We start from the raw sequence: 24121 nt of genomic DNA on the forward strand, positions 1-24121 counted from the left end.
ATAAGCATAAACTAAATGTAAGCGATAACGTTTATCGTATTAAAAGCAAAGGAGACAGAACTATGTCACTTGAAAATAAATTGGATCAAGCAACTGGTGCTATCAAAGAAGGATTTGGTAAAGTTACTGGCGATAGCAAGACAGAAGCAGAAGGCACTGTAGAAAAAACAATTGCGAAAGCAAAAGAAGTAGTTGAAGATGCTAAAGGCGCTGTAGAAGGTGCCGTTGAAGGTCTTAAAAATTCATTTAAGAAAGAAGACTAAAAAAATCAAGGGAAACATTCCCTTGATTTTTTTATAGATAACGTTCTGCGATAGCTGCGTCTCCGGGATAGTCTTCTTTCTTTCCTTGGACGATCTGGTAGCAATCAGCTCCCTTACCAGCAATAATCACGGCATCGAGTTCTTGATTTGTGATGGCCATCGCCGCCTTGATGGCTTGTTCACGATCGGCAATCTTTTCAACAGAATGACTGATATAGCTACTGATTTCTTCAGCAATGGCCATTGGATCCTCATAGTTGGGGTCATCCGCGGTGAGAAAGACTTGAATCTCGGGATGCTGATTGAGGAGGAGGCCAAAGTCTTTGCGGCGACTTTCACCCTTGTTTCCAGTCGAACCGAGAACCAGAGAAATCTTTCCAGTTTGATGAGTTTCTACAACAGAAATCAGTTTTTTTAGACTATCACCATTGTGGGCGTAGTCGATGAAAACCTTGGCACCATTTTTCTGTGTGAGGACTTCCATACGTCCAGGAACGCGGGTTGTAGCAATTCCTTTTTTGATATCCTCCAGACTGGCACCTAGACGAAGGCAGGCAAGTCCTGCAGCGACTGCATTTTCTTGGTTAAAGTGACCGATGAGTTGGATATCATAATCACCAGCGAGTTTACCTGTAGCGGAAAAGCTAAAGGCTTTGGAGTTCTCGATTTGGTTACTTGACTGGCTACCATAGAAGTCATGTTCTTGATCTTCTACTTGTTCTTTCAATACAGAAAAGTGGTCCATGTCGCTATTAATGACAACTGCTCGACTATTTTTCATCAAGAGACGTTTGTGGTAGAAGTAATCTTCAAAGCTAGGATGCTCAATCGGACCGATATGGTCAGGAGTGATGTTAAGAAAGACACCTACATCAAAGGTCAGACCATAGACTCGATGAACAAGATAGGCTTGGCTAGAGACTTCCATTACAAGATGGGTTCTTCCATTTTTAACAGCCTGAGCCATCATGTCGAAAAGATCGATATTTTCAGGCGTTGAGAAGGAAGATTTAAAGAAGGTCTCGCCATCCAAAGTTGTGTTCATAGTTGACAAGAGGGCTGTTGGGTAGCGTTGAGATAGGATGTGGTAAGCAAAGTACGCTGCTGTCGTCTTTCCTTTTGTCCCTGTGAAAGCGAGAATTTTGAGTTTTTCTTGTGGATTTCCATAAAATTCCATCGCAATCAAACTCATGGCTTTCTTGATATCGTTCACAACGATGACAGGGATACCGACCTCGTAGTCCTTTTCTGCGACATACCAGGCTAAGCCCTGACTTATAGCAGAAAGGAGGTATTCTTTTTTAAAAGCAGCGCCTTTTGCAAAAAAAAGAGTGCCTTCTTTTACTCTTCGGCTGTCGTAACTGATGCTGTCAAAAACAACTTCACTGTAGTTGTAGTGGTAATGTCCTTGGTCAATAATCTCGCGAAAAAGGCCATCTTTCTTTAAAATATCTAATACGGTTTCAATCTTAATCATACTTTCTATTATAAACTTCAAGCCCGAATTTTACAAGTAACAAGGAAAAGTTTATAATGGAAGATAAGGAACTTTTCCTAGTTATCAAAATTGAATGAGGAAGCTATGTCTAACGAAAACAATCACCAGCAGGCCCAGATGTTGCGAGGGACTGCTTGGCTAACAGCTAGTAACTTTATTAGTCGCCTCCTTGGTGCTATTTACATTATTCCCTGGTATATCTGGATGGGGACCTATGCTGCCAAGGCAAATGGACTCTTTACCATGGGCTATAATATTTACGCCTGGTTCTTGCTGATTTCGACAGCGGGTATCCCAGTTGCGGTCGCCAAACAAGTGGCTAAGTACAATACCATGCGAGAAGAAGAGCATAGCTTTGCCTTGATTCGGAGTTTCCTAAGCTTTATGACGGGCTTGGGCTTAGTCTTTGCTTTGGTCTTGTATCTCTTTTCTCCCTGGTTAGCAGATTTGTCCGGTGTGGGGAAAGAACTGATTCCCATCATGCAGAGCTTGGCTTGGGCAGTCTTGATTTTCCCATCTATGAGTGTCATCCGAGGCTTCTTCCAAGGGATGAATAACCTCAAACCCTATGCTATGAGTCAAATCGCCGAGCAGGTGATCCGTGTTATCTGGATGCTGATGGCAACCTTCTTCATTATGAAGATGGGTTCTGGTGACTACCTATCAGCCGTTACCCAATCGACCTTTGCGGCCTTTGTGGGGATGGTGGCAAGTTTTGCAGTCTTGATTTATTTCCTTGCCCAAGAAGGTTTGCTCAAAAGAGTCTTTGAAACACGGGATAGGATCAATAGTAAGCGACTCTTAGTCGATACCATCAAGGAAGCCATTCCCTTTATCCTGACAGGATCAGCCATTCAACTCTTCCAAATCTTAGACCAGATGACCTTTATCAATAGTATGAAGTGGTTTACCAACTACAGCAATGAAGACTTGGTTGTCATGTTTTCTTATTTCTCTGCCAATCCTAATAAAATTACTATGATTTTGATCTCTGTAGGAGTTTCCATTGGGAGTGTCGGTTTGCCGCTGTTGACGGAAAACTATGTAAAAGGCGACTTGCAGGCGGCGGCTCGCCTAGTCCAAGATAGCCTTACCATGCTCTTCTTATTTCTACTACCTGCAACGGTTGGAGTGGTCATGGTAGGGGAGCCTCTTTATACAGTCTTTTACGGTAAGCCAGATAGTCTGGCCATGGGCTTATTTGTTTTTGCAGTTTTGCAGTCTACTATCCTAGGCTTGTATATGGTCTTGTCTCCTATGCTTCAGGCTATGTTCCGAAACCGCAAGGCAGTTCTTTACTTCATCTATGGTTCCATTGCTAAGATCGTCTTGCAACTGCCAACCATTGCTATTTTCCACAGCTACGGTCCCTTGATTTCAACGACTATCGGCTTGATTATTCCGAATGTCTTGATGTACCGAGATATCTGCCAGGTAACGGGTGCTCGTCGAAAGATTATCTTGAAGCGAACCATTTTGATTACCATCTTGACCCTTGTCATGTTTATCCTAGTTGGCTTCTTGCAGTGGCTACTCGGTTTTGTCTTCCAACCAAGTGGACGTTTCTGGAGTTTCCTTTATGTGGCTCTCATCGGAGGGCTGGGAGGAGGTCTTTATGGTTTGATGAGCCTACGGACACGACTCCTGGACAAGATAATCGGCAAAGCTCAAGCAGACAGACTACGGACACGATTGAAAATATCGTAAAAAGATTTATAAATAAAAGTAATAAATTTAACCTTTCTTTAATAGAAAGGTTTTTATACTACATTTTTCTTAAAAAAAGAGAACTTTTTCTAAAATTAAGAGCAAAAAATATGCTTTTTTAAGTTTTTCTTCAGAAATTGCTTGACTAAATAAAACTAAAGCTGTATAATAAGACAAAACTTTTAAACAGGAGGTTCTGGAAATGAAAAAGTCTAAGGCCAAGTATCTGACACTTGCAAGTGTCGTGTTAAGCGCTGGTATTCTACTGAGCGCATGTGGAAATTCAAGTAGCGCTACTAAAACATATAACTATGTTTATTCGAGCGATCCATCTAGTTTGAACTATCTTGCAGAAAACCGTGCAACAACCAATGACATCGTGACCAATTTGGTGGATGGGTTGATGGAAAATGACCAATACGGTAACTATGTTCCATCGTTGGCAGAGGATTGGACTGTTTCTCAGGACGGTTTGACCTATACTTACAAATTGCGTAAGGATGCAAAATGGTATACTTATGAGGGTGAAGAATACGCCCCTGTAACGGCCCAAGACTTTGTGACAGGTTTGAAATATGCTGCTGATAAAAAATCCGAAGCTTTGTACCTGGTTCAAGACTCTGTAGCAGGTTTGGATGACTATATCAACGGGAAAACAACTGACTTTTCAACTGTCGGTGTTAAGGCGATTGACGACCAAACAGTTCAGTACACTTTGACACGTCCAGAATCTTATTGGAATTCTAAAACAACTTCAACCATTCTCTTCCCTGTCAATGCAGATTTCTTAAAATCAAAAGGGGATGACTTTGGTAAGGTAGACCCTTCTAGTATTTTGTACAATGGACCTTTCTTGATGAAATCGTTTGTTTCAAAATCTGTTATCGAATTCAAGAAAAATCCCAACTACTGGGATGAAAAAAATGTCTTTGTGGATGATGTGAAATTGTCCTATTATGATGGTAGTGACCAAGATGCACTAGCACGTAACTTTGTAGAAGGAGTATACAGCTACGCGCGTCTCTATCCAAATAGCTCAAGCTTTGAAGGCATTAAAGAGAAGAACAAGGATAACATCATCTATAGTATGCAAAATGCAACTTCTTATTACTTGAACTTCAACTTGGACAGAAAATCTTATAACTTCACTTCTAAGTCCTCTGATATCGAAAAGAAATCAACCCAAGAAGCAGTTCTTAATAAAAACTTCCGTCAAGCCTTCAACTATGCTTATAATCGTACAGCCTATGGAGCACAATCTCAAGGGGAGGACGGAGCAACGAAGATTATTCGTAACTTGGTTGTACCTCCAACATTTGTAAGTATCAACGGAAAAGACTTTGGCGATGTTGTTTCAGAAAAGATGGTCAACTATGGCCAAGAATGGCAAGGAATCAACTTTGCGGACGCGCAAGACCCATACTACAATCCTGACAAGGCTAAAGCTAAATTTGCAGAAGCCAAGAAAGAATTGGAAGCTAAGGGTGTGCAATTTCCAATCCACTTGGATGTAACAGTTGACCAATCAGCTAAAAAAGGTGTACTTGAAGCAAGTTCTTTGAAACAATCCATCGAATCTGTTCTAGGAGCTGAGAATGTGGTTATCGATATCCAACAGCTATCAACAGATGACTTTGACAACTCTAGCTACCTAGCTCAAACTGCAGCTCAAAAAGACTTTGATATCTATAATGGCGGTTGGAGTGCGGACTACTTGGATCCATCAAGTTATCTTGATATCTTAAATGTCAATAACGGTGGTATGTTGCAAAACATTGGTCTAGAACCAGGTGAGGTCAATGACAAGGCTAAGGCAGTTGGTCTGGATACTTACACTCAAATGTTAGAAGAAGCGAACAAGGAGCAAGAACCAGCAAAACGTTATGAAAAATATGCTGAAATTCAAGCTTGGCTCGTTGATAGCGCCCTTGCAATTCCAAATGTTTCTCAAGGTGGAACACCGACCTTGAGAAAGACAGTTCCATTCTCATCACCATTCTCACAAGCTGGAAATAAGGGTGTCGAATCATACAAGTATCTCAAGTTACAAGATAAGACTGTAACGGCTGATGAGTATGAAAAAGCGAAAGAAAAATGGCTAAAAGAAAAAGAAGAATCAAATAAAAAAGCCCAAGAAGAACTGGCAAAACACGTTAAATAACCAGTCTATTCAACAGGAAAAACGATAGTTTCTAAAGGAACTATCGTTTTTATATAGTTTGAAACTATAACTAGCTCTTGAAAACAAGAAAATGAGTTAGTAAAAATAAGTGGTACAATAGTTACTATAGATTTGGAGGTATTGTATGAGCAAAGAACTACACATCAACACAATTTTGGCCCAGGCTGGGATCAAGTCAGATGAGGCTACAGGTGCCTTGGTAACACCGCTTCATTTTTCAACAACTTATCAGCATCCGGAGTTCGGTCAGTCTACAGGATTTGACTATACTCGTACCAAAAACCCAACTCGCAGTAAGGCGGAGGAAGTCTTGGCGGCAATCGAATCAGCAGACTATGCCCTAGCGACAAGCTCAGGTATGGCTGCGATTGTACTAGCTTTTAGTGTTTTTCCAGTAGGAAGTAAAGTCTTGGCTGTTCGTGATCTGTATGGGGGTTCTTTCCGTTGGTTTAACCAAGTCGAGCAGGAAGGCCGTTTCCATTTTACCTATGCCAATACAGAAGAAGAGCTGATCGCAGAGTTAGAGAAAGATGTGGATGTTCTCTATATTGAAACACCAACTAATCCCTTGATGTTGGAATTTGATATTGCCAAACTAGCCAAACTAGCTCATGCCAAGGGTGCCAAGGTAGTGGTGGACAATACCTTCTACAGTCCGATTTACCAACGTCCGATTGAAGATGGTGCGGATATCGTTCTTCATTCAGCCACCAAGTATTTAGCAGGGCACAATGATGTCTTAGCTGGGGTGGTTGTGACTAATAGTTTAGAACTATATGAGCAACTGTTCTACAATTTGAATACGACAGGTGCAGTCTTGTCACCGTTTGATAGTTATCAGTTGATTCGTGGCCTTAAAACTCTACCTCTTCGTATGGAGCGTTCTACAGCCAATGCCCAAGAAGTGGTTGCTTTTTTGAAGGATTCACCTGATGTCAAGGAAGTGCTCTATACAGGACGTGGAGGTATGATTTCCTTTAAAGTAGTGGATGAAAAACGTATTCCTCATATTTTAAATAGCTTGAAAGTATTCTCTTTTGCGGAAAGTTTGGGTGGGGTTGAGAGTCTGATCACCTATCCGACGACTCAAACCCATGCGGATATTCCAGCAGAAGTGCGTCATTCCTATGGATTAACAGATGACCTCTTGCGCTTGTCAATTGGGATTGAAGATGCTAGAGATTTGATTGCGGACTTGCGCCAAGCTTTGGAAGGATAAGATAGATATGGGGAAATATGATTTTACAAGCCTGCCCGATCGTTTTGGGCATCATACCTATAAATGGAAAGAAGCAGAAGTTGATCGAGAAGTTCTACCAGCTTGGATAGCGGATATGGACTTTGTGGTTTTGCCTGAGGTTCGACGAGCTGTACAAGCCTACGCAGATCAGTTGGTCTATGGCTATACCTATGCTAGCGATGCTTTGATTGAATCGGTTCAGGACTGGGAATCCAGTCAACACGGCTATCGCTTTGACAAGGATGCCCTCGTCTTTATCGAGGGAGTGGTACCAGCTATTTCAACAGCTATTCAAGCCTTTACAAAAGAGGGAGAGGCTGTTCTGATTAACACACCGGTCTATCCACCGTTTGCCCGCAGTGTCAAACTCAACAATCGCAGATTGATTACCAATTCTTTGGTGGAAAAGGACGGGCTGTTTGAGATTGACTTTGACCAGCTGGAGAAGGAATTGGTGGGAGAGGATGTCAAACTCTATATCCTTTGCAATCCCCACAATCCTGGTGGACGTGTTTGGGAAAAGGAAGTGTTAGAAAAGATTGGGCATCTCTGCCAAAAACATGGTGTTTTGTTGGTTTCAGATGAGATTCACCAAGATTTGGCTCTCTTTGGTCACAAACACCAGTCATTCAATACCATTGATCCAGCTTTTAAAGACTTTGCCCTTATCCTGAGCAGTGCCACTAAGACCTTTAATATTGCTGGGACCAAGAATTCCTATGCAGTTATTGAAAATCCCAAGCTTCGTGTGGCTTTCCAAAAACGCCAGTTGGCCAATAACCAACATGAAATCTCAGGCTTGGGGTATTTGGCGACAGAAGCTGCCTACTGTTATGGCAAGGACTGGTTAGGAGAACTAAAAGAAGTCATCGAGGACCACATTAACTATGTAGTGGATGTTTTGGGCAACGAAACCAAGATTAAGGTCATGAAACCGCAAGGTACCTACTTGGTCTGGCTTGATTTTTCAGCCTATGACCTAACGGATGACCGCTTGCAAGAGCTTTTGAAGAATGAAGCCAAGGTTATCTTGAATCGAGGTTTGGACTTTGGAGAGGAGGGAACTCTTCATGCCCGACTCAATGTAGCTATGCCGAAGTCAGTACTGGAAGAGGTTTGCCAACGCATCGTGACCACTTTTTCTACACTTTGAAATCAAGCCTTCTAGGAGAAAAGTCTTCCTAGAAGGCTATTTTCGTAGGGGAAAATGTGGTATAATGAAAAGATAAGATAAAGGGGTAACTATGGCTAAATTGATTCCGGGGAAGTTGCGCATGGAGGGTGTTACACTCTATGAAACAGGCGACATTGAGATTATCAAGGAAAAAGGGAATCGCCTCTATACTCGTGTGGCGGGAGAAGACTTGCGCTACAGTTTAGAGGATGATCTGGTTTTTTGTGCTTGCGATTTTTTCCAAAAAAGAGGTTACTGTGTTCACCTCGCAGCGCTCGAGCATTATCTGAAAAATGATGAAGAAGGTCAGGTGATTTTACAAGCCTTAGAAAAAGGACATGAAGAGCAAGAAGAGGTCGAAACCAAGGTTAGTTTTGGCGGTAGTTTTTTGGAGCGGATCCAACCTCAGAAGCGAGAAAAAATCTACACTTTGTCGGCTCAAGGTCAGGTAGAAGCTGGAACCAATCGCCTCCTTTGGACACTCCGAATTGGTTTAGTTGATAGTCAAAAATATTATGTCATCCGTGATATTCCTCTCTTTTTGAAGATCTTAGTCCATCGAAAGCCATATATGATTGGGAAATACTATGAAAATGACTTGTCTTGGGATGCTTTTGATACAGCTAGTCAAGAAGTTCTTACTTTTTTATGTGGCTTGATTGAGGAGGGACTGAGTCAGGAGCTCTTTTTCCCCAATCAAGGTCGTCACCTCTTTTTCCCTCTGACCTTTTTTGAGCAGGGAGTGGAGTTGCTGATGAACTTGGAGGATTTTCATTTTGAGCACCAGATTACTAGTTATGAAAATCTTCTCTTTCATGATTTAGATCCAGATGCAGAACTGTTCTCTTTTTCCGTGCAGGAGTATCCCGATTATTTTGAGATGAAGATTTCTGAAAGTGAGCGAGTTAACGTATTCTATGGAGGGGCAGTTCTCTTTCGTAAGGGGAATCTTTATCTCTTAAATCCTAAACAAATCAGCCTCCTAAAGGAAATCAAAGAGCTCCCTCAGGAGGAAAGAGGGAGAAAATGCCTCCAGTTTGACAACAGTGATCGTGACCGTCTGGCCGCCTGTCTTCCTTTATTTGGACAGCTGGGTACAGTTTCTGCTCCTGTGCGCTTGCAAATCAGACCCTTTTCACCAATCTTTTACTTTGATAGGGAGGATGATGGTCGCATCCGCTTGGATATCCAGTTTGACTATGGAGATGTTAAGGTGACTAGTCGTCAACAGCTGGAACAATTACCATTTTCAAGCGATGCCGTCTTGGAAAACCAGCTATTTCAAGTCTGTCTAGGAGCTGGTTTTGAGGCCGATTTTCAGTCTTGGAGACAGGCTTTGAAGCTAGAGGCAGTTTATTCTTTCTTTCACCATACGATTCCAGCTTTTGAGAAGTTGGGTCAGGTTTTTTTGTCTGATGAGATGAATCAGCTCTACAGCGTCCAAGCTCCTCAGGTTCAGATTGAGTCCAAGGGAGGACTCTTGGAAATTCAATTTGATTTCCAAGGGATTGCACAAGAAGAGATTGATCAAGCTCTTAAAGCCCTGACCAGCAATCAGGATTTCTATATCAGTTCTTCTGACCAAGTGTACTTTTTTGATGAGGAAACCAAGCAGATTCGTCAAAATTTGCAGGAACTGGGGGTTGAGCTAAAAGATGGTTCTTTTCAGGCTCGGAAATCCCTAGCTTATAGTTTGTCTCAGTTGTTTGAAGGTCAAGACAGGATCTCCTTCTCGGAAGAATTTCAGCATTTAGCTCATGATTTGACTCATCCAGAGGATTTTCCTTTGGGAGATATACGGGTGCAGGCGAGTTTGAGAGACTATCAGGAAAAGGGTGTCCGTTGGCTCCAGATGCTTCATAACTATGGCTTTGGTGGCATTCTGGCAGATGATATGGGACTGGGAAAAACATTGCAAACCATCGCTTTTTCGACCAGTCAGGTGACAGAAGACAGTCGGGTTTTGATTTTGGCTCCGTCAGGTTTAATCTACAATTGGGCAGATGAATTCAGGAAATTTGCACCACAGTTGGATTTGGCTGTCGTTCATGGTTTGAAAGCGAATCGAGAAGCAATTCTTTCTGAAAATCACCAAATCTATGTGACTAGCTATGCCACCTTTCGTCAAGACAGCGAGCTTTATCAAGAAATGGCTTTTGATTTTCTCTTCTTAGATGAAGCTCAGGTCATGAAAAATGCCCAAACAAAGATTGCTCAGAGTTTGCGCCAGTTTGTGGTGCCAGCAGTTTTTGCTTTGTCAGGTACCCCCATCGAAAATCATTTAGGAGAGTTGTGGTCTATCTTTCAAATTGTGCTACCGGGGCTCTTACCAAGTAAAAAGGAGTTTATGAAATTACCGGCTGAGCGAGTCGCGCAGTTTATCAAACCCTTCGTCATGAGGCGTAAGAAGGAAGAAGTTCTTACAGAACTGCCTGACCTGATCGAAGTCGTCTATAAAAATGAACTGGAAGACCAGCAGAAGGCCATCTATCTAGCCCAGTTGCAACAGATGCGAGACCGCCTAGCGCAAGTGACAGATCAAGAATTCCAAAGAAGTCGGGTAGAAATCTTATCTGGTCTCATGCGATTGCGACAGATTTGCGATACGCCAGCTCTCTTTATGGACGATTACCAAGGAGCCAGTGGTAAACTCGATAGTCTCCGAGATTTATTGCTTCAAGTGGCTGATGGTGGGCATCGGGTCTTGATTTTCTCCCAGTTCAAAGGAATGTTGGAAAAAATCGAGCAAGAACTCCCAGACTTGGGCTTGACCTCCTTCAAAATCACAGGTTCAACTCCTGCTCATGACAGACAGGAGATGACTAAGGCCTTTAACCAAGGGGAAAGAGATGCCTTTCTCATCTCCCTTAAGGCGGGTGGTGTTGGTCTCAATCTAACGGGAGCTGATACAGTTATTTTGGTTGACCTTTGGTGGAATCCCGCTGTTGAAGCCCAGGCTATCGGACGAGCCCACCGCATGGGGCAGGAGCAGATGGTCGAAGTCTATCGTTTGATTACCAAGGGGACCATTGAAGAGAAAATCCAAGAACTTCAAGAACAAAAGAAACATTTGGTTTCCCAAGTTTTAGATGGTACGGAGTCGCGTGCGAGTCTCAGTCTGGCAGAAATTCGTGAAATTTTGGGAATTTCTGAAGCCAGCACTTGAAAAATCAAGACAATACGCTATAATGAAGTGTTGAAAGGAAATACAAAATGAAACAAGATCGATTTCCATTGGTGTCAGATGATGAGATCATGCTGACCAAAATGCCAGTCATGGACTTGTACGATGAGTCAGACTTTATTAGCAATATCAAAGGTGATTACCGCGATAAGAACTATTTGGAATGGTCTCCTATTAATGAAGAAGAAACCGTAGTTTCTCCAGTGGTTAATAAGGAGTCAAAGCCAAGTCCAGAACCTAAAAAAGTTGAAAAAACGTATGCTGAATTGGCTCGAGAAGAGGCGCGTGCGGACTTAAAGAAGAAACGTTCAGCCAAGTATTTGACTCAGGATGTTAGTCATACCAGACGACACAATGGTTCAACACTTGTTCGTCAAGGAAACCAACCAACAGCACCATTTCAAAAGGAAAATCCAGGTGAGTTTGCCAAATTTAGTAAAAACTTGAGCCAGTCTCACTATATCTTAGCTGAGGAGGTTGGTCAAGTGGCGAATCCAACTCCGAAAAACCAAATGGAAAAAGCTAAAAAGAACAACTACGATTTTCTAAAGAAGAGTCAAATCTATAATAAAAAGAATAAGCAAACAGAACAGGAACGTCAGGTTGCCCAAGAGTTGAATCTGACAAGAATTACTGAGTAGGGGAGAAAAGCATGTCAAAAACATATCATTTTATTGGAATCAAGGGATCAGGGATGAGTGCCCTAGCTTTGATGTTGCACCAAATGGGACACAAGGTTCAAGGTTCAGACGTTGAAAAATACTACTTTACTCAACGTGGGCTAGAGCAGGCAGGAATTGCGATTCTTCCTTTTGATGAAAAGAACCTACAAGGTGATGTGGAGATTATCGCGGGGAATGCCTTCCGTCCAGATAACAACGTTGAAATCGCCTATGCAGATCAAAATGGTATCAGCTACAAACGTTACCATGAATTCCTAGGTAGCTTTATGCGCGACTTTGTCAGCATGGGAGTGGCAGGAGCTCATGGCAAAACTTCAACAACAGGTATGCTGTCACACGTCTTGTCTCACATCACAGATACCAGTTTCTTGATTGGTGACGGAACGGGTCGTGGTTCAGCCAATGCCAAATATTTTGTCTTTGAATCAGACGAATATGAGCGCCATTTCATGCCTTACCACCCAGAATACTCTATCATCACCAACATTGACTTTGACCATCCAGACTACTTTACAAGTCTAGAGGATGTTTTCAATGCTTTTAACGATTATGCCAAACAAATTACCAAAGGTTTGTTTGTATACGGTGAAGATGCTGAGTTGCGTAAGATCACAGCGAATGCGCCAATCTATTACTATGGCTTTGATGCTGAGGGAAATGACTTTGTAGCTAGCGATCTTCTTCGTTCTACGACTGGTTCAACATTCACCGTTCATTTCCGTGGTCAAGAATTGGGTCAATTCCACATTCCAACCTTTGGTCGTCACAATATTATGAATGCGACAGCTGTTATTGGTCTTCTTTACACAGCTGGATTTGATTTGAACTTGGTCCGTGAACACTTGAAAACTTTTGCAGGTGTTAAGCGTCGTTTCACTGAGAAAATTGTCAATGATACAGTGATCATTGATGACTTTGCCCACCATCCAACAGAAATCATTGCAACCTTGGATGCAGCTCGTCAGAAATATCCAAGCAAGGAAATCGTGGCAATCTTCCAACCGCATACCTTTACAAGAACCATTGCCTTGTTGGACGAATTTGCCCATGCTTTGAATCAAGCAGACGCCGTCTACCTAGCGCAAATCTATGGATCAGCTCGTGAGGTGGACCATGGTGATGTCAAAGTAGAAGACTTAGCCAATAAAATCAACAAGAAACACCAGGTTATCACTGTTGAAAATGTTTCTCCACTCCTAGACCATGACAATGCTGTTTATGTCTTTATGGGTGCTGGAGACATCCAAACCTATGAATATTCATTTGAACGTCTTTTGTCTAACTTGACAAGCAACGTCCAATAAGGAAAACAGATGGAAATTCCAATCACAATAAGGCAAGCTACCCTATCAGATTTAGAAGAAATGTTGGCGATTAAAGAAGCCAATCCTTCGTTAGAAGAGGCATTTAGCCGCCAATCCTTAGAAGAGAGTATCCGCAAGACTGCGGGTACCTTTCTTGTAGCTGGGGATGAAAATCAGCTCGTGGGCTATATTTTAGGAGAAGCTGAGTCTATTCATCCCAAATGGATAGAAATAAAATCCTTGACCATTCATCCTGACCATTGGGGACAGGGGCTGGGAACTCTTCTTCTTGCAGCCTTGAAACAGGTGACAGTCGAACTAGATTATCAAGGTATTCTTTTGCAGAGTCCTGATGAACTACTATCATATTTTGAAATGAATGGCTTTGTTGAAGAAGAAGTGACCGAGAGTCATTATGGCAGTGGTTCTGAATGGTATCTGATTTGGGCAAATCCTTTTTATCAGGAGGAAATATGAAAATCAGACAAGCAAGATTTTCGGATTTGGATCGAATTATAGAGATAGAGCTGGAGAATTTTTCCCTTGAAGAAGCCATTCCTCGTTCGGTCTTTGAGGCGCATTTGCAGGAAATTCATACCAGTTTTCTGGTAGCTGAAAAAGAGGGGCGTATTCTTGGTTATATCGAAGGTCCAGTCGTTCCGCACCGCCATCTACATGATCAGTCCTTTACAGAAAAAATAAAAGACTATAGTCATCAACCTGGAGGTTATATTTCTGTGACTTGCCTATCTATTGCCAAGGAAGCACAAGCTTTGGGAGTGGGGAAAAGACTATTAAGGGCTCTGAAAGAAGTCGCTTTAGAACATGAACGAGAGGGCATTAACCTGACGTGTCATGATTACCTTATCTCCTATTACGAAAAGCACGGCTTTGTTAATGAAGGAATATCCCAGTCAAACTTTGCTGGGGAAACATGGTATGATATGGTTTGGCAGCCAGAAAATAAAGAAAACTAGCTAGGGAATGCCCTAGTTGGTTGCTTTTCTGCGACTTTTAAGATATAATATTATGGATTGTCAACAAGGAGGTAATGCTTTTGACTGAAAAATCAAGAGAAGAAGAAAAATTAAGCTTTAAAGAGCAGATTCTACGTGATTTAGAAAGAGTAAAAGAACAAGATAGAAGAGAGAAAGAAGTAGAGATTCCAAATCTGACGGCTTCATCATCTCAAGCTAGTTCAGCAACTCCTTCAAATCGTGAAACAGAAACATCAACAGAAGAGTTGATGGCTGATTCCCTATCTGTTGTCGATAAAATCCTAAAAAATGCACCAAGTGTTCCTCCACTTTCAAGTGCTAGAACTGATGAAACTGATGGACAAGAAGAGAAAGAGATTAGACAGCCAATCATTGACAAGATTGAAGTTGTAGAATCTGAAGAACCTCTGGTAGAGCCGATTCATCTGGCTGAAGAACCTGTAGTGGAACCTGTTCAACCTAAGGTAGAACCAGTTGAGCTTAAACCCGAAGAAAAAGAATTTAACGACACTCCGACTAAGGTTGCCGTAACCTATAAAACAGAAGACAAGAAAGAGGAAATTACCCCAGGAATGCCTGAAAGAGTTGAGCCTGTTTCTACAGAATCTAGCAGTGGATTAGCTGATGCTCCACGTCGTAGTCGTCGTCAAGGTGCAACATCAACTAAGAAAAAATCAAAAGCCAAAGGTTGCCTAGTAACAGTTCTAGTTCTCCTAGTACTCGTTGCAGTTGGTGGTTATTTTGGTTATGGTTATGTGCAAGATTCTTTGAAACCTGTTGATTCGAGCTCTAAGGATTACGTAACGATTCAAATCCCAGACGGAGCAAACGTTCAAGAAATTGGAAGCACCTTGGAAAAATCTGGTTTGGTTAAACATGGACTGATCTTTAGCCTTTATGCTAAATACTATAGCCATGCTAACTTGAAGTCAGGTTATTACAACTTGAAGAAGAGTATGAGTACGGATGAGTTGATTCAAGAATTGCAAAAAGGTGGGACTCCTGAAGCTCAGGCACCTGTTCTTGCAAACTTGACAATTCCAGAAGGCTATACATTAGAGCAAATCGCTCAAACAGTAGGACAACTTCAAGGTGAATTTAAAGAACCTCTTACTGCGGATGCTTTCTTGGTAAAAGCTCAAGATGAGACCTTTATCTCACAATTAGTAGCCAAGTATCCAAACCTACTTGGAAGTCTTCCAACAAAAGACAGTGGCGTTCGTTATCGTCTTGAAGGCTACCTTTTCCCAGCAACCTATACGATCAAAGACAGTACAACTGTTGAAAGTTTGATTGATGAGATGGTGGCTGCTATGGATAAGGCTATGTCACCATATTACGCTACGATCAAAGAAAAGAATCTGACAGTTAATGAATTGCTCAGCATTGCTTCTCTTGTCGAAAAAGAAGGTGCTAAGACCGAAGACCGCAAGAAGATCGCAGGTGTCTTCTATAACCGCTTGAATGTCGGTATGCCACTTCAAAGCAATATCGCTATCCTATATGCTCAAGGAAAACTTGGTCAAAAGATTAGTTTAGCAGATGACGCTGGAATTGATACAACGATTGATTCACCATACAATGTTTACACACACCTTGGTCTCATGCCTGGACCGGTTGATAGCCCAAGTTCGGATGCGATTGAAGCAAGTGTAAACCAGACAAAGAGTGAGTACTTGTACTTTGTAGCCAATGTTGAAGACGGTAAAGTATACTTTGCAACAACAAAAGAAGAACATGATCAAAACGTTGCAGAGCATATCAATAGCAAGTTACCTCAAGCAAGTAGTTCAAACTAAAATTATGTGGTTTTCCACATAATTTTGTTTTAAAAAAGTAAATAGAAAAGAAAGTTAAAAAAATGGCAGAAAAAACTTACCCAATGACCCTTGAAGAAAAGGAAAAACTAGAAAAAGAATTAGAGGAGTTGAAACTCGTCCGTCGTCCCGAAGTCGTAGAGCGTATCAAGATTGCTCGTTCCTATGGAGACCTTTCAGAAAATAGTGAGTATGAAGCAGCGAAAGATGAACAAGCTTTTGTTGAAGGTCAAATTTCAAGTCTAGAAACAAAGATTCGCTATGCTGAAATTGTTAATAGCGATGCAGTTGCCCAAGATGAGGTAGCAATCGGTAAAACAGTAACAATCCAAGAAGTTGGTGAAGACGAAGAAGAGGTTTACATCATCGTCGGTTCTGCAGGTGCAGATGCTTTTGCTGGTAAAGTATCAAATGAAAGTCCGATTGGCCGTGCTTTGATTGGCAAGAAGACTGGCGATACTGCAACGATTGAAACACCAGTTGGTAGCTATGATGTCAAAATCTTAAAGGTTGAGAAAACAGCCTAAATAGGATGAAAAAGGAGTAGTGAAGGTTTTGCCTTGCTCAACTCCTTTTTGGTTTTTTGGATAAATAGGAGACAATATGAGTGAAAATAAGAAGAAAAACAAAATGGAGCGTGGTTTAACCAATCGCCATGTTCAGGTGATGGCCATTGCAGGAACAATCGGAACTGGACTTTTCCTAGGTGCTGGTCGCTCTATCAGCCTTACAGGACCTTCTATCATCCTGATTTACATGATTACAGGTGCCTTTATGTTTTTGATGATGAGGGCTGTTGGGGAGATGCTGTATCAGGATCCCGAACAGCATACCTTTATCAACTTTATCACCCGTCATTTGGGTAAAGGCTGGGGATATTTCTCAGTTTGGTCTTATTGGCTGTCAGTTGTCTTTATCGGTATGGCAGAAATCACTGCCATCTCAGACTATGTCCGCTTCTGGTTCCCTACCTGGCCTAGCTGGCTGATTCAGCTTGTCTTTTTAACGATTTTGGCTTTGGTCAACCTGATTGCGGTTAAGCTCTTTGGAGAAGTCGAGTTTTGGTTTGCTATGGTCAAGATTGTGGCGATTTTAGCCATGATTGCCACTGGGGTCTTTATGGTTTTGACAGGCTTTAAGACACCGCATGGTGTTGCAAGTTTGGCAAATATCAGCGACCAGTTCTCTCTTTTTCCAAACGGAGTTATGAACTTTGTCATGGCCTTTCAAATGGTATTTTTTGCCTATCTGATGATTGAGTTTATCGGGGTGACAACTTCTGAAACAAAGAACCCTCGTCAGGTCTTGCCCAAAGCTGTTAAGGAAATTCCTCTCAGAATTATCTTCTTCTACGGGGGAGCTCTCATTGCGATTATGGCCATTATTCCTTGGTCTTATCTTAATTCTTCAGATTCTCCATTTGTAACGGTCTTTGAACTGGCGGGGATCAAGTGGGCAGCGGCTCTAATCAACTTTGTTGTCTTGACCTCAGCAGCGTCTGCTCTTAACTCAACTCTCTACTCAACAGGGAGACACTTATATCAGATTGCCCATGATTCGCCCAATCGTTTCTTAAAGGCCATCAAGGTCGATACCCTTTCTCGCCACAATGTACCTCAAAATGCCATCATCGCCTCAGCGATCTTGATTGCTCTGGCTGCCTTTATCAACGTGCTACCAGGTGTTTCAGATGCCTTTGCTTTGATAACAGCATCCTCATCAGGTGTTTACATCGCGATTTATATCTTGATTATGGTGGCTCATCTAAAATACCGCAAGTCACAAGATTTCATGGCGGATGGCTACCTCATGCCTCAGTATCGCTTGCTTAATCCCCTAACCATTCTCTTTTTTGTCTTTGTTTTTGTGACTCTCTTTTTGCAAGAGTCTACCTTCATGGGGGCAGTTGGTTCTGCTATCTGGATCCTTGTTTTTGGGATTTATAGTCAGTGGAAATTTAGAAAATAAATCATGAACTCATCAACTCTGTTTGGTGAGTTTTTTCTAGTTTGACAGTCCATCGAAATAAGACTATAATCAAGCTGTAGTAGTTTATTAGGAGGTTTGGATGCACGTTAGATTGGAAAATAAGGAATCGCATAAAGCGCAAGAAATAGGGAATTTGATTCGTGCTTATAATCGTTCTAAAAGGGAAGAGGCTGAAAGCGAGCCACTGAATATTTATCTCGAAGACGAAAAGGGCAATCTCATGGCGGGCTTAGTAGCAGAGACTTTCGGAAATTGGTTGGAAATCGAGTATTTGTTTGTGAGAGAGGAATTACGGGGACAAGGAATTGGTTCAAAACTATTGGAGCAAGCGGAAAATGAAGCCAAGAATCGAAATTGTCGTTTTGCTTTTGTCAATACCTACCAGTTTCAAGCGCCAGATTTTTATCTAAGTCATGGCTACAAGGAAGTCTTTGCCTTGCAAGACTATCCCTACACAGGACAAAGATACTATTACCAAAAGGATTTGTGATCTAGACTTCTTTCCTTTGAAGAGGAACTTAGCTAAGTATCAAAAAAAGAACGAATACTCTTTATCATGTAAGATGGTAGAGAGTTTTTTGTTAATAAAATCTTACAAAATGACATTTATATATTGCATTAAGTTAGATATATGGTATAATGTATTTGAGAAAAGGAGCGCAACTTTTTAAAAATTAAAAGGAGGAAACAAGTGGCTAAAAATTTAAAGTTAAAGCTAGCTCGTGTGGAGCTTGATATGACACAGGGTGATTTGGCAGAAGCTGTGGGTGTTACTAGGCAGACTATAGGCTTGATAGAAGCAGGGAAATACAATCCTAGTCTCTCCCTTTGCCAGTCCATTTGCAGATGCTTAGGCAAAACTTTAGATCAATTATTTTGGGAGGAAGAAGATGAAAAATAGATTTTTTTATTATCAATTACTAGACGAAAGAGAAGAACAACTGTTTAACAAAGCTGGGACAGAGACTTTTTATATGTTTATCGGGCTCATTCTGCTAAGTTATTTGGTGGCTGTATTAGCACCTGCTCTTTTTAATCCTGATATTCTTCTGGTTACTCTTCTTTTAGGAATTTTCTTCTTTTTCAATCGTGCACGACAACTTGGAGTGACCTACTATAGTCGTTTTCATTTTACGATTGGAGGGTGTTTGCTGGTAACTCTCGCTATTACGACTCTTTTGATGTTGCAGAATTATCAATTCAATATCGAAATTTATCAGCACAATCCTCTGAACGTTAAATATTTGTCTGCTTGGGTTATTACTTATCTGATTTACCTTCCTTGGGTTTTTATCGGCAATCTTGGGCTTAAAAGTTATGGCGAATGGGCTCAAAAAAAGTTTGAGCAAGATATGGATGAACTTGAGAATGGAGAATAGCTTGTTAGCTTTTTATCAATCTCAGTAAAATGTGTTATAATAGTACTAATTTATCGGATGGTGTGAAAGTGGTAGAATACGTTCATACCTTTGTAAAGTAGGAAGAAGGAAAACAGATGTATCCAGATGATAGTTTGACATTGCACACGGACTTGTACCAGATCAATATGATGCAAGTTTACTTTGACCAAGGAATTCACAATAAGAAGGCGGTTTTTGAGGTTTACTTCCGCCAGCAACCATTTAATAACGGCTATGCAGTTTTCGCTGGTTTGGAAAGAATTGTACATTATCTTGAAGACTTACGCTTTTCAGATAGCGATATTGCCTACTTGGAGACGCTTGGGTATCATGGAGAATTCTTGGACTACCTACGAAATCTCAAGTTAGAACTAACGGTTCGTTCTGCTCAGGAAGGGGACTTGGTTTTTGCTAATGAGCCGATTGTGCAGGTTGAAGGACCTCTAGCCCAATGTCAATTGGTCGAAACGGCTCTCTTAAACATCGTTAACTTTCAAACCTTGATAGCGACCAAGGCAGCACGTATTCGTTCAGTCATTGAAGATGAACCCTTGATGGAATTCGGGACACGTCGTGCGCAAGAAATGGATGCAGCTATCTGGGGAACACGCGCAGCCGTGATTGGTGGAGCTAACGGAACTAGCAATGTGCGAGCAGGGAAGCTCTTTGGTATTCCTGTCTTGGGTACTCATGCGCATGCCTTGGTACAGGTTTATGGAAACGACTATGAAGCCTTCAAGGCTTATGCGTCAACCCATCGTGACTGTGTCTTTCTAGTAGATACTTATGATACGTTGCGTATCGGTGTGCCAGCTGCCATTCAGGTAGCGCGTGAGTTGGGAGACAAGATTAACTTTAAGGGTGTTCGTATCGACTCTGGGGATATTGCCTACATTTCCAAGAAAGTCCGTCAGCAACTGGATGAGGCTGGATACCCAGATGCCAAAATTTACGCTTCCAATGACCTAGATGAAAATACCATCCTTAACCTCAAAATGCAACACGCTAAGATTGACGTTTGGGGGGTGGGTACCAAGCTGATTACAGCCTATGACCAGCCAGCTCTTGGAGCAGTATATAAGATTGTAGCTATCGAAGATGAAACTGGTAAGATGCGCAATACCATCAAGCTTTCAAGCAATGCTGAAAAAGTATCGACCCCAGGTAAGAAGCAAGTATGGCGTATTACTAGTCGTGAAAAAGGTAAGTCAGAAGGTGACTACATCACCTATGACGGTGTGGATGTTGCCAGCATGACAGAAATCAAAATGTTCCATCCGACATATACTTACATCAAGAAGACCGTTCGTAATTTTGATGCTGTTCCTCTCTTGGTGGACATCTTCAAAGAAGGAACATTAGTTTACAGCTTGCCTAGTTTGACTGAGATTCAGTCCTATGCTCGCAAAGAATTTGACAAGCTTTGGGATGAGTATAAACGGGTACTCAATCCGCAACATTACCCGGTAGACTTGGCGCGTGATATCTGGCAAGATAAGATGGACTTGATTGACAAGATGCGCAAGGAAGCCCTTGGCGAAGGAGAAGAAGAATGAGTTTGCAAGAGACCATTATCCAGCAACTGGGTGTCAAGCCAGTGATTGACGCCCAGGAAGAAATTCGTCGTTCGATTGACTTCTTAAAAAGATACTTGAAAAAACATCCCTTCCTTAAAACCTTTGTACTAGGGATTTCTGGGGGTCAGGATTCAACCTTGGCAGGGCGCTTGGCGCAATTAGCTATGGAAGAAATGCGAGCAGAGACAGGAGATGACAGCTACCAATTTATTGCTGTCCGCCTGCCATACGGCGTGCAAGCTGATGAAGCAGATGCTCAAAAAGCTCTTGCTTTCATCCAGCCAGATGTCAGCTTGGTTGTGAATATCAAGGAATCAGCTGATGCCATGACAGCAGCAGTTGCAGCGATAGGAAGTCCTGTTTCAGACTTTAACAAGGGAAATATCAAGGCTCGTAGTCGTATGATTGCTCAATATGCCCTTGCGGGTGCCCATAGCGGAGCGGTCATTGGAACAGATCATGCTGCGGAAAATATCACAGGTTTCTTTACTAAGTTTGGTGATGGTGGTGCAGACATTCTCCCTCTTTACCGCCTCAATAAACGCCAAGGAAAACAACTCTTGAAAGAGCTTGGCGCAGATCCAGCCCTTTATGAAAAAATCCCGACAGCAGATTTGGAAGAAGAAAAACCAGGTATTGCAGATGAAGTAGCCTTGGGAGTCACTTACAATGAAATTGATGACTACCTTGAAGGCAAAACCATCAGTCCAGAAGCCCAAGCGACTATTGAAAACTGGTGGCACAAAGGCCAACACAAACGCCACCTACCAATCACCGTATTTGATGACTTTTGGGAGTAAAAAGGTCCGGGGGACCTTTTTAGCCCGAGTCTAGAAACGGGAGAACGAGGCAGATTTGGTAACTCGAAGAGTTCGATTTCGTTGTCTCACCCCCGCAACGATGACTAGGTTTGAAAAAGCTTGGTAAAGCGCATTTCAAACCAGACAGCGACTGCGTCAAGTAACTAGATGAAAAACTTGTTTTCTAGCTGTTACTGAGTATAGTCTTTTTACCCTGAGCCTGGAAATGAGAAAGCGAGGAAGGTCCGGGGGACCTTTTTAGCTTGAGCCTTAAGCTTAGAAAGCGAGGTAACATGATGAAAGCAATCGGTACGCAAATGTTACAGACAGACCGATTAATCTTGAGAAGATTTGTGGAGAGTGATGCGGAAGCCATGTTTCAAAATTGGGCTTCGTCTGCTGAGAATCTAATCTATGTCACCTGGGATCCTCATCCTGATGTCGAGGTGACTCGGAACTCGATTCGAAATTGGGTTGCATCCTATACCAATCCCAACTATTACAAATGGGCCATTTGTCTCAAAGAAAACCCTGAGCATGTGATAGGAGATATCAGCATCATTGAAATGCACGAGGAAGATTCAAGTTGTGAAATTGGGTATGTTTTAGGGAAAAACTTTTGGGGCCGAGGTACGATGACAGAGGCCTTGAAAGCTGTGCTAGACTTCTGTTTTACTCAAGCAGGCTTTCAAAAAGTCAGAGCTCGCTACGCTAGTCTCAACCCAGCTTCAGGCCGTGTGATGGAAAAAGCGGGAATGTCTTATCTAAAAACCATTGCCAATGGTGTGGAGAGAAAAGACTACGTTGCGGACCTTATTTATTATCAGATAAGTAGGGAAGACAGGTGATTTTCTTTTCTGTAACTACCAAAGTCAGACCTTGTCTGGCTTTTTTTGTGCAAGAATTCTAAATAACCTGATTAAATTCCTATTTTCCCCTATCATTGTCCCTGTTTTTTCTTAGAGTTGGGAATTATAATAGACTTATCAAAAAAAAGAAGGGTGAAAAGATATGGATGATGTAATCTTTTTTATCAGTGTTTTTCTTGCTGGAATTCTTTCCTTCTTTTCTCCTTGTATTTTACCCTTGTTGCCAGTCTATGCAGGAGTCTTATTGGATGATAAGAATGATGCTCAGGCTTCTAGTGGAAAATTTTCAATCTCACTTGTTAGTTTATTGCGAACTTTGGCCTTTATAGCGGGGATTTCTTTTATCTTTATCTTACTGGGTTATGGAGCTGGTTTTTTAGGCAATTTGCTGTATGCTTCTTGGTTTCAGTATGTGACAGGTGCAGTTATCATTCTCTTGGGCTTACACCAGATGGAAGTCTTACATTTGCAGGGACTCTACAAGGAAAGAAGGCTACAATTAAAGAGACAAGGGCAAAAGGGTAACGGCTATAGTCAGGCATTTTTACTGGGGTTGACCTTTAGTTTTGCTTGGACGCCATGTGTAGGGCCGGTTCTGGGGTCTGTTTTGGCCTTAGCGGCTTCAGGTGGCTCAGGTGCTTGGCAGGGAGCTGGTCTCATGTTGGTTTACACGCTGGGTTTGGCGCTACCATTTTTAGTTCTAGCTCTCGCCTCCAGCTATGTTTTGAAACATTTCCGAAAACTGCATCCTTACCTCGGAATCCTCAAAAAAGTGGGTGGTTTCCTCATTATCGTGATGGGAATCTTGGTGCTTTTGGGAAATGCTTCCATTTTGACTACATTATTTGAATAGAGAGGAAAAAGAAATGAAAAAATGGCAAACATGTCTCCTTGGAGTAGGCTCAATCTGTTGTTTGGCAGCCTGTTCGGCTAAAAACATGTCAGACGAGTCTACTATGAAGGAGCAATCCAAAACAGAACAAGTTAGTTCACAAACTGCGACTAAAGGTCAGGAAGTCGCCGATTTTGAACTAACAGGTGTAGATGGTAAGACCTATCGTTTATCTGATTACAAGGGCAAGAAAGTCTATCTTAAATTCTGGGCTTCTTGGTGTTCCATCTGTCTGGCTAGCCTTCCAGATACGGACGAAATCGCTAAAGAAGCTGGTGATGACTATGTGGTCTTGACAGTGGTATCTCCTGGTCACAAGGGGGAGCAATCTGAAGCTGACTTTAAGAACTGGTACAAGGGCTTAGATTATAAAAATTTTCCAGTTCTAATTGATCCATCAGGTAAACTCTTGGAAAGTTATGGTGTTCGTTCTTACCCGACTCAAGCCTTTATAGACAAGGAAGGCAAGCTGGTCAAAACGCAACCAGGTTTTATGGATAAGGATATGATTTTAAAAGAATTGAAAGAAATGGGGTAGAGAAAG

The 24121-nt window shown here is 41.9% G+C and carries 22 protein-coding genes; 21 read left to right on the top strand and 1 reads right to left on the bottom strand.

Annotated features, from left to right (window positions below):
- The first annotated feature begins 62 nt into the window (after window positions 1-62).
- The gene (locus D8844_RS04725) at window positions 63-263 is read left to right on the top strand and encodes a CsbD family protein (RefSeq protein WP_125422297.1); all 201 of its coding nucleotides are present in this window, start codon (window positions 63-65) and stop codon (window positions 261-263) included.
- A 31-nt stretch (window positions 264-294) separates the two neighbouring features.
- On the opposite strand, the gene D8844_RS04730 is transcribed toward D8844_RS04725, so the two are convergent.
- On the bottom strand, window positions 295-1740 hold the full coding sequence (locus D8844_RS04730) for a UDP-N-acetylmuramoyl-L-alanyl-D-glutamate--L-lysine ligase (RefSeq protein ID WP_125422299.1): 1446 nt from the start codon (window positions 1738-1740) through the stop codon (window positions 295-297).
- A 105-nt stretch (window positions 1741-1845) separates the two neighbouring features.
- On the opposite strand from D8844_RS04730, the gene D8844_RS04735 reads away from it, so the two are divergent.
- The 20 genes from D8844_RS04735 to D8844_RS04830 all read left to right on the top strand — a co-directional run bounded on the left by D8844_RS04735 (window position 1846) and on the right by D8844_RS04830 (window position 24115).
- Complete coding sequence (locus D8844_RS04735; RefSeq protein ID WP_125422301.1) at window positions 1846-3468, top strand: putative polysaccharide biosynthesis protein; 1623 nt, start codon at window positions 1846-1848, stop codon at window positions 3466-3468.
- Window positions 3469-3670: 202 nt separating this feature from the next.
- A complete protein-coding gene (locus D8844_RS04740; protein WP_125422303.1) occupies window positions 3671-5629 on the top strand; it encodes a peptide ABC transporter substrate-binding protein in 1959 nt (652 codons plus the stop codon).
- 145 nt (window positions 5630-5774) lie between these two features.
- On the top strand, window positions 5775-6869 hold the full coding sequence (locus D8844_RS04745) for a cystathionine gamma-synthase (protein ID WP_125422305.1): 1095 nt from the start codon (window positions 5775-5777) through the stop codon (window positions 6867-6869).
- 7 nt (window positions 6870-6876) lie between these two features.
- On the top strand, window positions 6877-8043 hold the full coding sequence (locus D8844_RS04750) for a MalY/PatB family protein (protein ID WP_125422307.1): 1167 nt from the start codon (window positions 6877-6879) through the stop codon (window positions 8041-8043).
- A gap of 91 nt (window positions 8044-8134) precedes the next feature.
- On the top strand, window positions 8135-11230 hold the full coding sequence (locus D8844_RS04755) for a pilus expression-regulating Snf2 family helicase (RefSeq protein ID WP_125422308.1): 3096 nt from the start codon (window positions 8135-8137) through the stop codon (window positions 11228-11230).
- 47 nt (window positions 11231-11277) lie between these two features.
- Entirely contained in the window at window positions 11278-11889 is a 612-nt protein-coding gene (zapJ, locus tag D8844_RS04760) for a divisome accessory protein ZapJ (protein WP_125422310.1), read from the top strand.
- Between the two features lie 11 nt (window positions 11890-11900).
- Window positions 11901-13235: a UDP-N-acetylmuramate--L-alanine ligase gene (murC, locus tag D8844_RS04765; protein WP_125422312.1), complete on the top strand. Its 1335-nt coding sequence runs from the start codon at window positions 11901-11903 to the stop codon at window positions 13233-13235.
- Between the two features lie 9 nt (window positions 13236-13244).
- Window positions 13245-13712: a GNAT family N-acetyltransferase gene (locus D8844_RS04770; RefSeq protein ID WP_125422314.1), complete on the top strand. Its 468-nt coding sequence runs from the start codon at window positions 13245-13247 to the stop codon at window positions 13710-13712.
- Window positions 13709-14212 carry a GNAT family N-acetyltransferase gene (locus D8844_RS04775; RefSeq protein WP_125422316.1) on the top strand — a complete coding sequence of 168 codons (504 nt, stop codon included), beginning with the start codon at window positions 13709-13711 and terminating at the stop codon, window positions 14210-14212. Before D8844_RS04770 ends, D8844_RS04775 begins: the two co-directional genes overlap by 4 nt.
- Window positions 14213-14286: 74 nt before the next feature.
- Window positions 14287-16032, top strand: coding sequence for an endolytic transglycosylase MltG (mltG, locus tag D8844_RS04780; protein WP_125422319.1), 1746 nt, complete (start codon window positions 14287-14289; stop codon window positions 16030-16032).
- A gap of 62 nt (window positions 16033-16094) precedes the next feature.
- Window positions 16095-16577, top strand: coding sequence for a transcription elongation factor GreA (gene greA, locus D8844_RS04785; RefSeq protein ID WP_000818765.1), 483 nt, complete (start codon window positions 16095-16097; stop codon window positions 16575-16577).
- Window positions 16578-16653: 76 nt separating this feature from the next.
- Window positions 16654-18018, top strand: coding sequence for an amino acid permease (locus tag D8844_RS04790; protein ID WP_042902072.1), 1365 nt, complete (start codon window positions 16654-16656; stop codon window positions 18016-18018).
- A 100-nt stretch (window positions 18019-18118) separates the two neighbouring features.
- Window positions 18119-18529: a GNAT family N-acetyltransferase gene (locus tag D8844_RS04795; protein WP_125422322.1), complete on the top strand. Its 411-nt coding sequence runs from the start codon at window positions 18119-18121 to the stop codon at window positions 18527-18529.
- Between the two features lie 201 nt (window positions 18530-18730).
- On the top strand, window positions 18731-18940 hold the full coding sequence (locus D8844_RS04800) for a helix-turn-helix transcriptional regulator (RefSeq protein WP_001107501.1): 210 nt from the start codon (window positions 18731-18733) through the stop codon (window positions 18938-18940).
- Entirely contained in the window at window positions 18930-19418 is a 489-nt protein-coding gene (locus D8844_RS04805) for a DUF6773 family protein (RefSeq protein ID WP_000797143.1), read from the top strand. Before D8844_RS04800 ends, D8844_RS04805 begins: the two co-directional genes overlap by 11 nt.
- A gap of 116 nt (window positions 19419-19534) precedes the next feature.
- Complete coding sequence (locus D8844_RS04810; protein WP_125422325.1) at window positions 19535-20995, top strand: nicotinate phosphoribosyltransferase; 1461 nt, start codon at window positions 19535-19537, stop codon at window positions 20993-20995.
- The gene (nadE, locus tag D8844_RS04815; protein WP_125422328.1) at window positions 20992-21816 is read left to right on the top strand and encodes an NAD(+) synthase; all 825 of its coding nucleotides are present in this window, start codon (window positions 20992-20994) and stop codon (window positions 21814-21816) included. The genes D8844_RS04810 and nadE overlap by 4 nt, the downstream gene beginning before the upstream one ends.
- A 296-nt stretch (window positions 21817-22112) precedes the next feature.
- Window positions 22113-22664: a GNAT family N-acetyltransferase gene (locus tag D8844_RS04820; protein WP_125422362.1), complete on the top strand. Its 552-nt coding sequence runs from the start codon at window positions 22113-22115 to the stop codon at window positions 22662-22664.
- A gap of 163 nt (window positions 22665-22827) precedes the next feature.
- On the top strand, window positions 22828-23538 hold the full coding sequence (ccdA2, locus tag D8844_RS04825; protein WP_125422331.1) for a thiol-disulfide oxidoreductase-associated membrane protein CcdA2: 711 nt from the start codon (window positions 22828-22830) through the stop codon (window positions 23536-23538).
- A 13-nt stretch (window positions 23539-23551) separates the two neighbouring features.
- Window positions 23552-24115 carry a redoxin family protein gene (locus D8844_RS04830; RefSeq protein WP_125422334.1) on the top strand — a complete coding sequence of 188 codons (564 nt, stop codon included), beginning with the start codon at window positions 23552-23554 and terminating at the stop codon, window positions 24113-24115.
- The last annotated feature ends 6 nt before the right edge of the window (window positions 24116-24121 follow it).

The organism is Streptococcus oralis, assembly GCF_003942875.1.
Lineage (GTDB): Bacteria > Bacillota > Bacilli > Lactobacillales > Streptococcaceae > Streptococcus > Streptococcus oralis_BX.

Coding starts and splice junctions, on each gene's coding strand:
- D8844_RS04725 (WP_125422297.1), top strand. CDS start 63: ATGTCACTTGAAAATAAATTGGATCAAGCAACTGGTGCTATCAAAGAA.
- D8844_RS04730 (WP_125422299.1), bottom strand. CDS start 1,740: ATGATTAAGATTGAAACCGTATTAGATATTTTAAAGAAAGATGGCCTT.
- D8844_RS04735 (WP_125422301.1), top strand. CDS start 1,846: ATGTCTAACGAAAACAATCACCAGCAGGCCCAGATGTTGCGAGGGACT.
- D8844_RS04740 (WP_125422303.1), top strand. CDS start 3,671: ATGAAAAAGTCTAAGGCCAAGTATCTGACACTTGCAAGTGTCGTGTTA.
- D8844_RS04745 (WP_125422305.1), top strand. CDS start 5,775: ATGAGCAAAGAACTACACATCAACACAATTTTGGCCCAGGCTGGGATC.
- D8844_RS04750 (WP_125422307.1), top strand. CDS start 6,877: ATGGGGAAATATGATTTTACAAGCCTGCCCGATCGTTTTGGGCATCAT.
- D8844_RS04755 (WP_125422308.1), top strand. CDS start 8,135: ATGGCTAAATTGATTCCGGGGAAGTTGCGCATGGAGGGTGTTACACTC.
- zapJ (WP_125422310.1), top strand. CDS start 11,278: ATGAAACAAGATCGATTTCCATTGGTGTCAGATGATGAGATCATGCTG.
- murC (WP_125422312.1), top strand. CDS start 11,901: ATGTCAAAAACATATCATTTTATTGGAATCAAGGGATCAGGGATGAGT.
- D8844_RS04770 (WP_125422314.1), top strand. CDS start 13,245: ATGGAAATTCCAATCACAATAAGGCAAGCTACCCTATCAGATTTAGAA.
- D8844_RS04775 (WP_125422316.1), top strand. CDS start 13,709: ATGAAAATCAGACAAGCAAGATTTTCGGATTTGGATCGAATTATAGAG.
- mltG (WP_125422319.1), top strand. CDS start 14,287: ATGCTTTTGACTGAAAAATCAAGAGAAGAAGAAAAATTAAGCTTTAAA.
- greA (WP_000818765.1), top strand. CDS start 16,095: ATGGCAGAAAAAACTTACCCAATGACCCTTGAAGAAAAGGAAAAACTA.
- D8844_RS04790 (WP_042902072.1), top strand. CDS start 16,654: ATGAGTGAAAATAAGAAGAAAAACAAAATGGAGCGTGGTTTAACCAAT.
- D8844_RS04795 (WP_125422322.1), top strand. CDS start 18,119: ATGCACGTTAGATTGGAAAATAAGGAATCGCATAAAGCGCAAGAAATA.
- D8844_RS04805 (WP_000797143.1), top strand. CDS start 18,930: ATGAAAAATAGATTTTTTTATTATCAATTACTAGACGAAAGAGAAGAA.
- D8844_RS04810 (WP_125422325.1), top strand. CDS start 19,535: ATGTATCCAGATGATAGTTTGACATTGCACACGGACTTGTACCAGATC.
- nadE (WP_125422328.1), top strand. CDS start 20,992: ATGAGTTTGCAAGAGACCATTATCCAGCAACTGGGTGTCAAGCCAGTG.
- D8844_RS04820 (WP_125422362.1), top strand. CDS start 22,113: ATGAAAGCAATCGGTACGCAAATGTTACAGACAGACCGATTAATCTTG.
- ccdA2 (WP_125422331.1), top strand. CDS start 22,828: ATGGATGATGTAATCTTTTTTATCAGTGTTTTTCTTGCTGGAATTCTT.
- D8844_RS04830 (WP_125422334.1), top strand. CDS start 23,552: ATGAAAAAATGGCAAACATGTCTCCTTGGAGTAGGCTCAATCTGTTGT.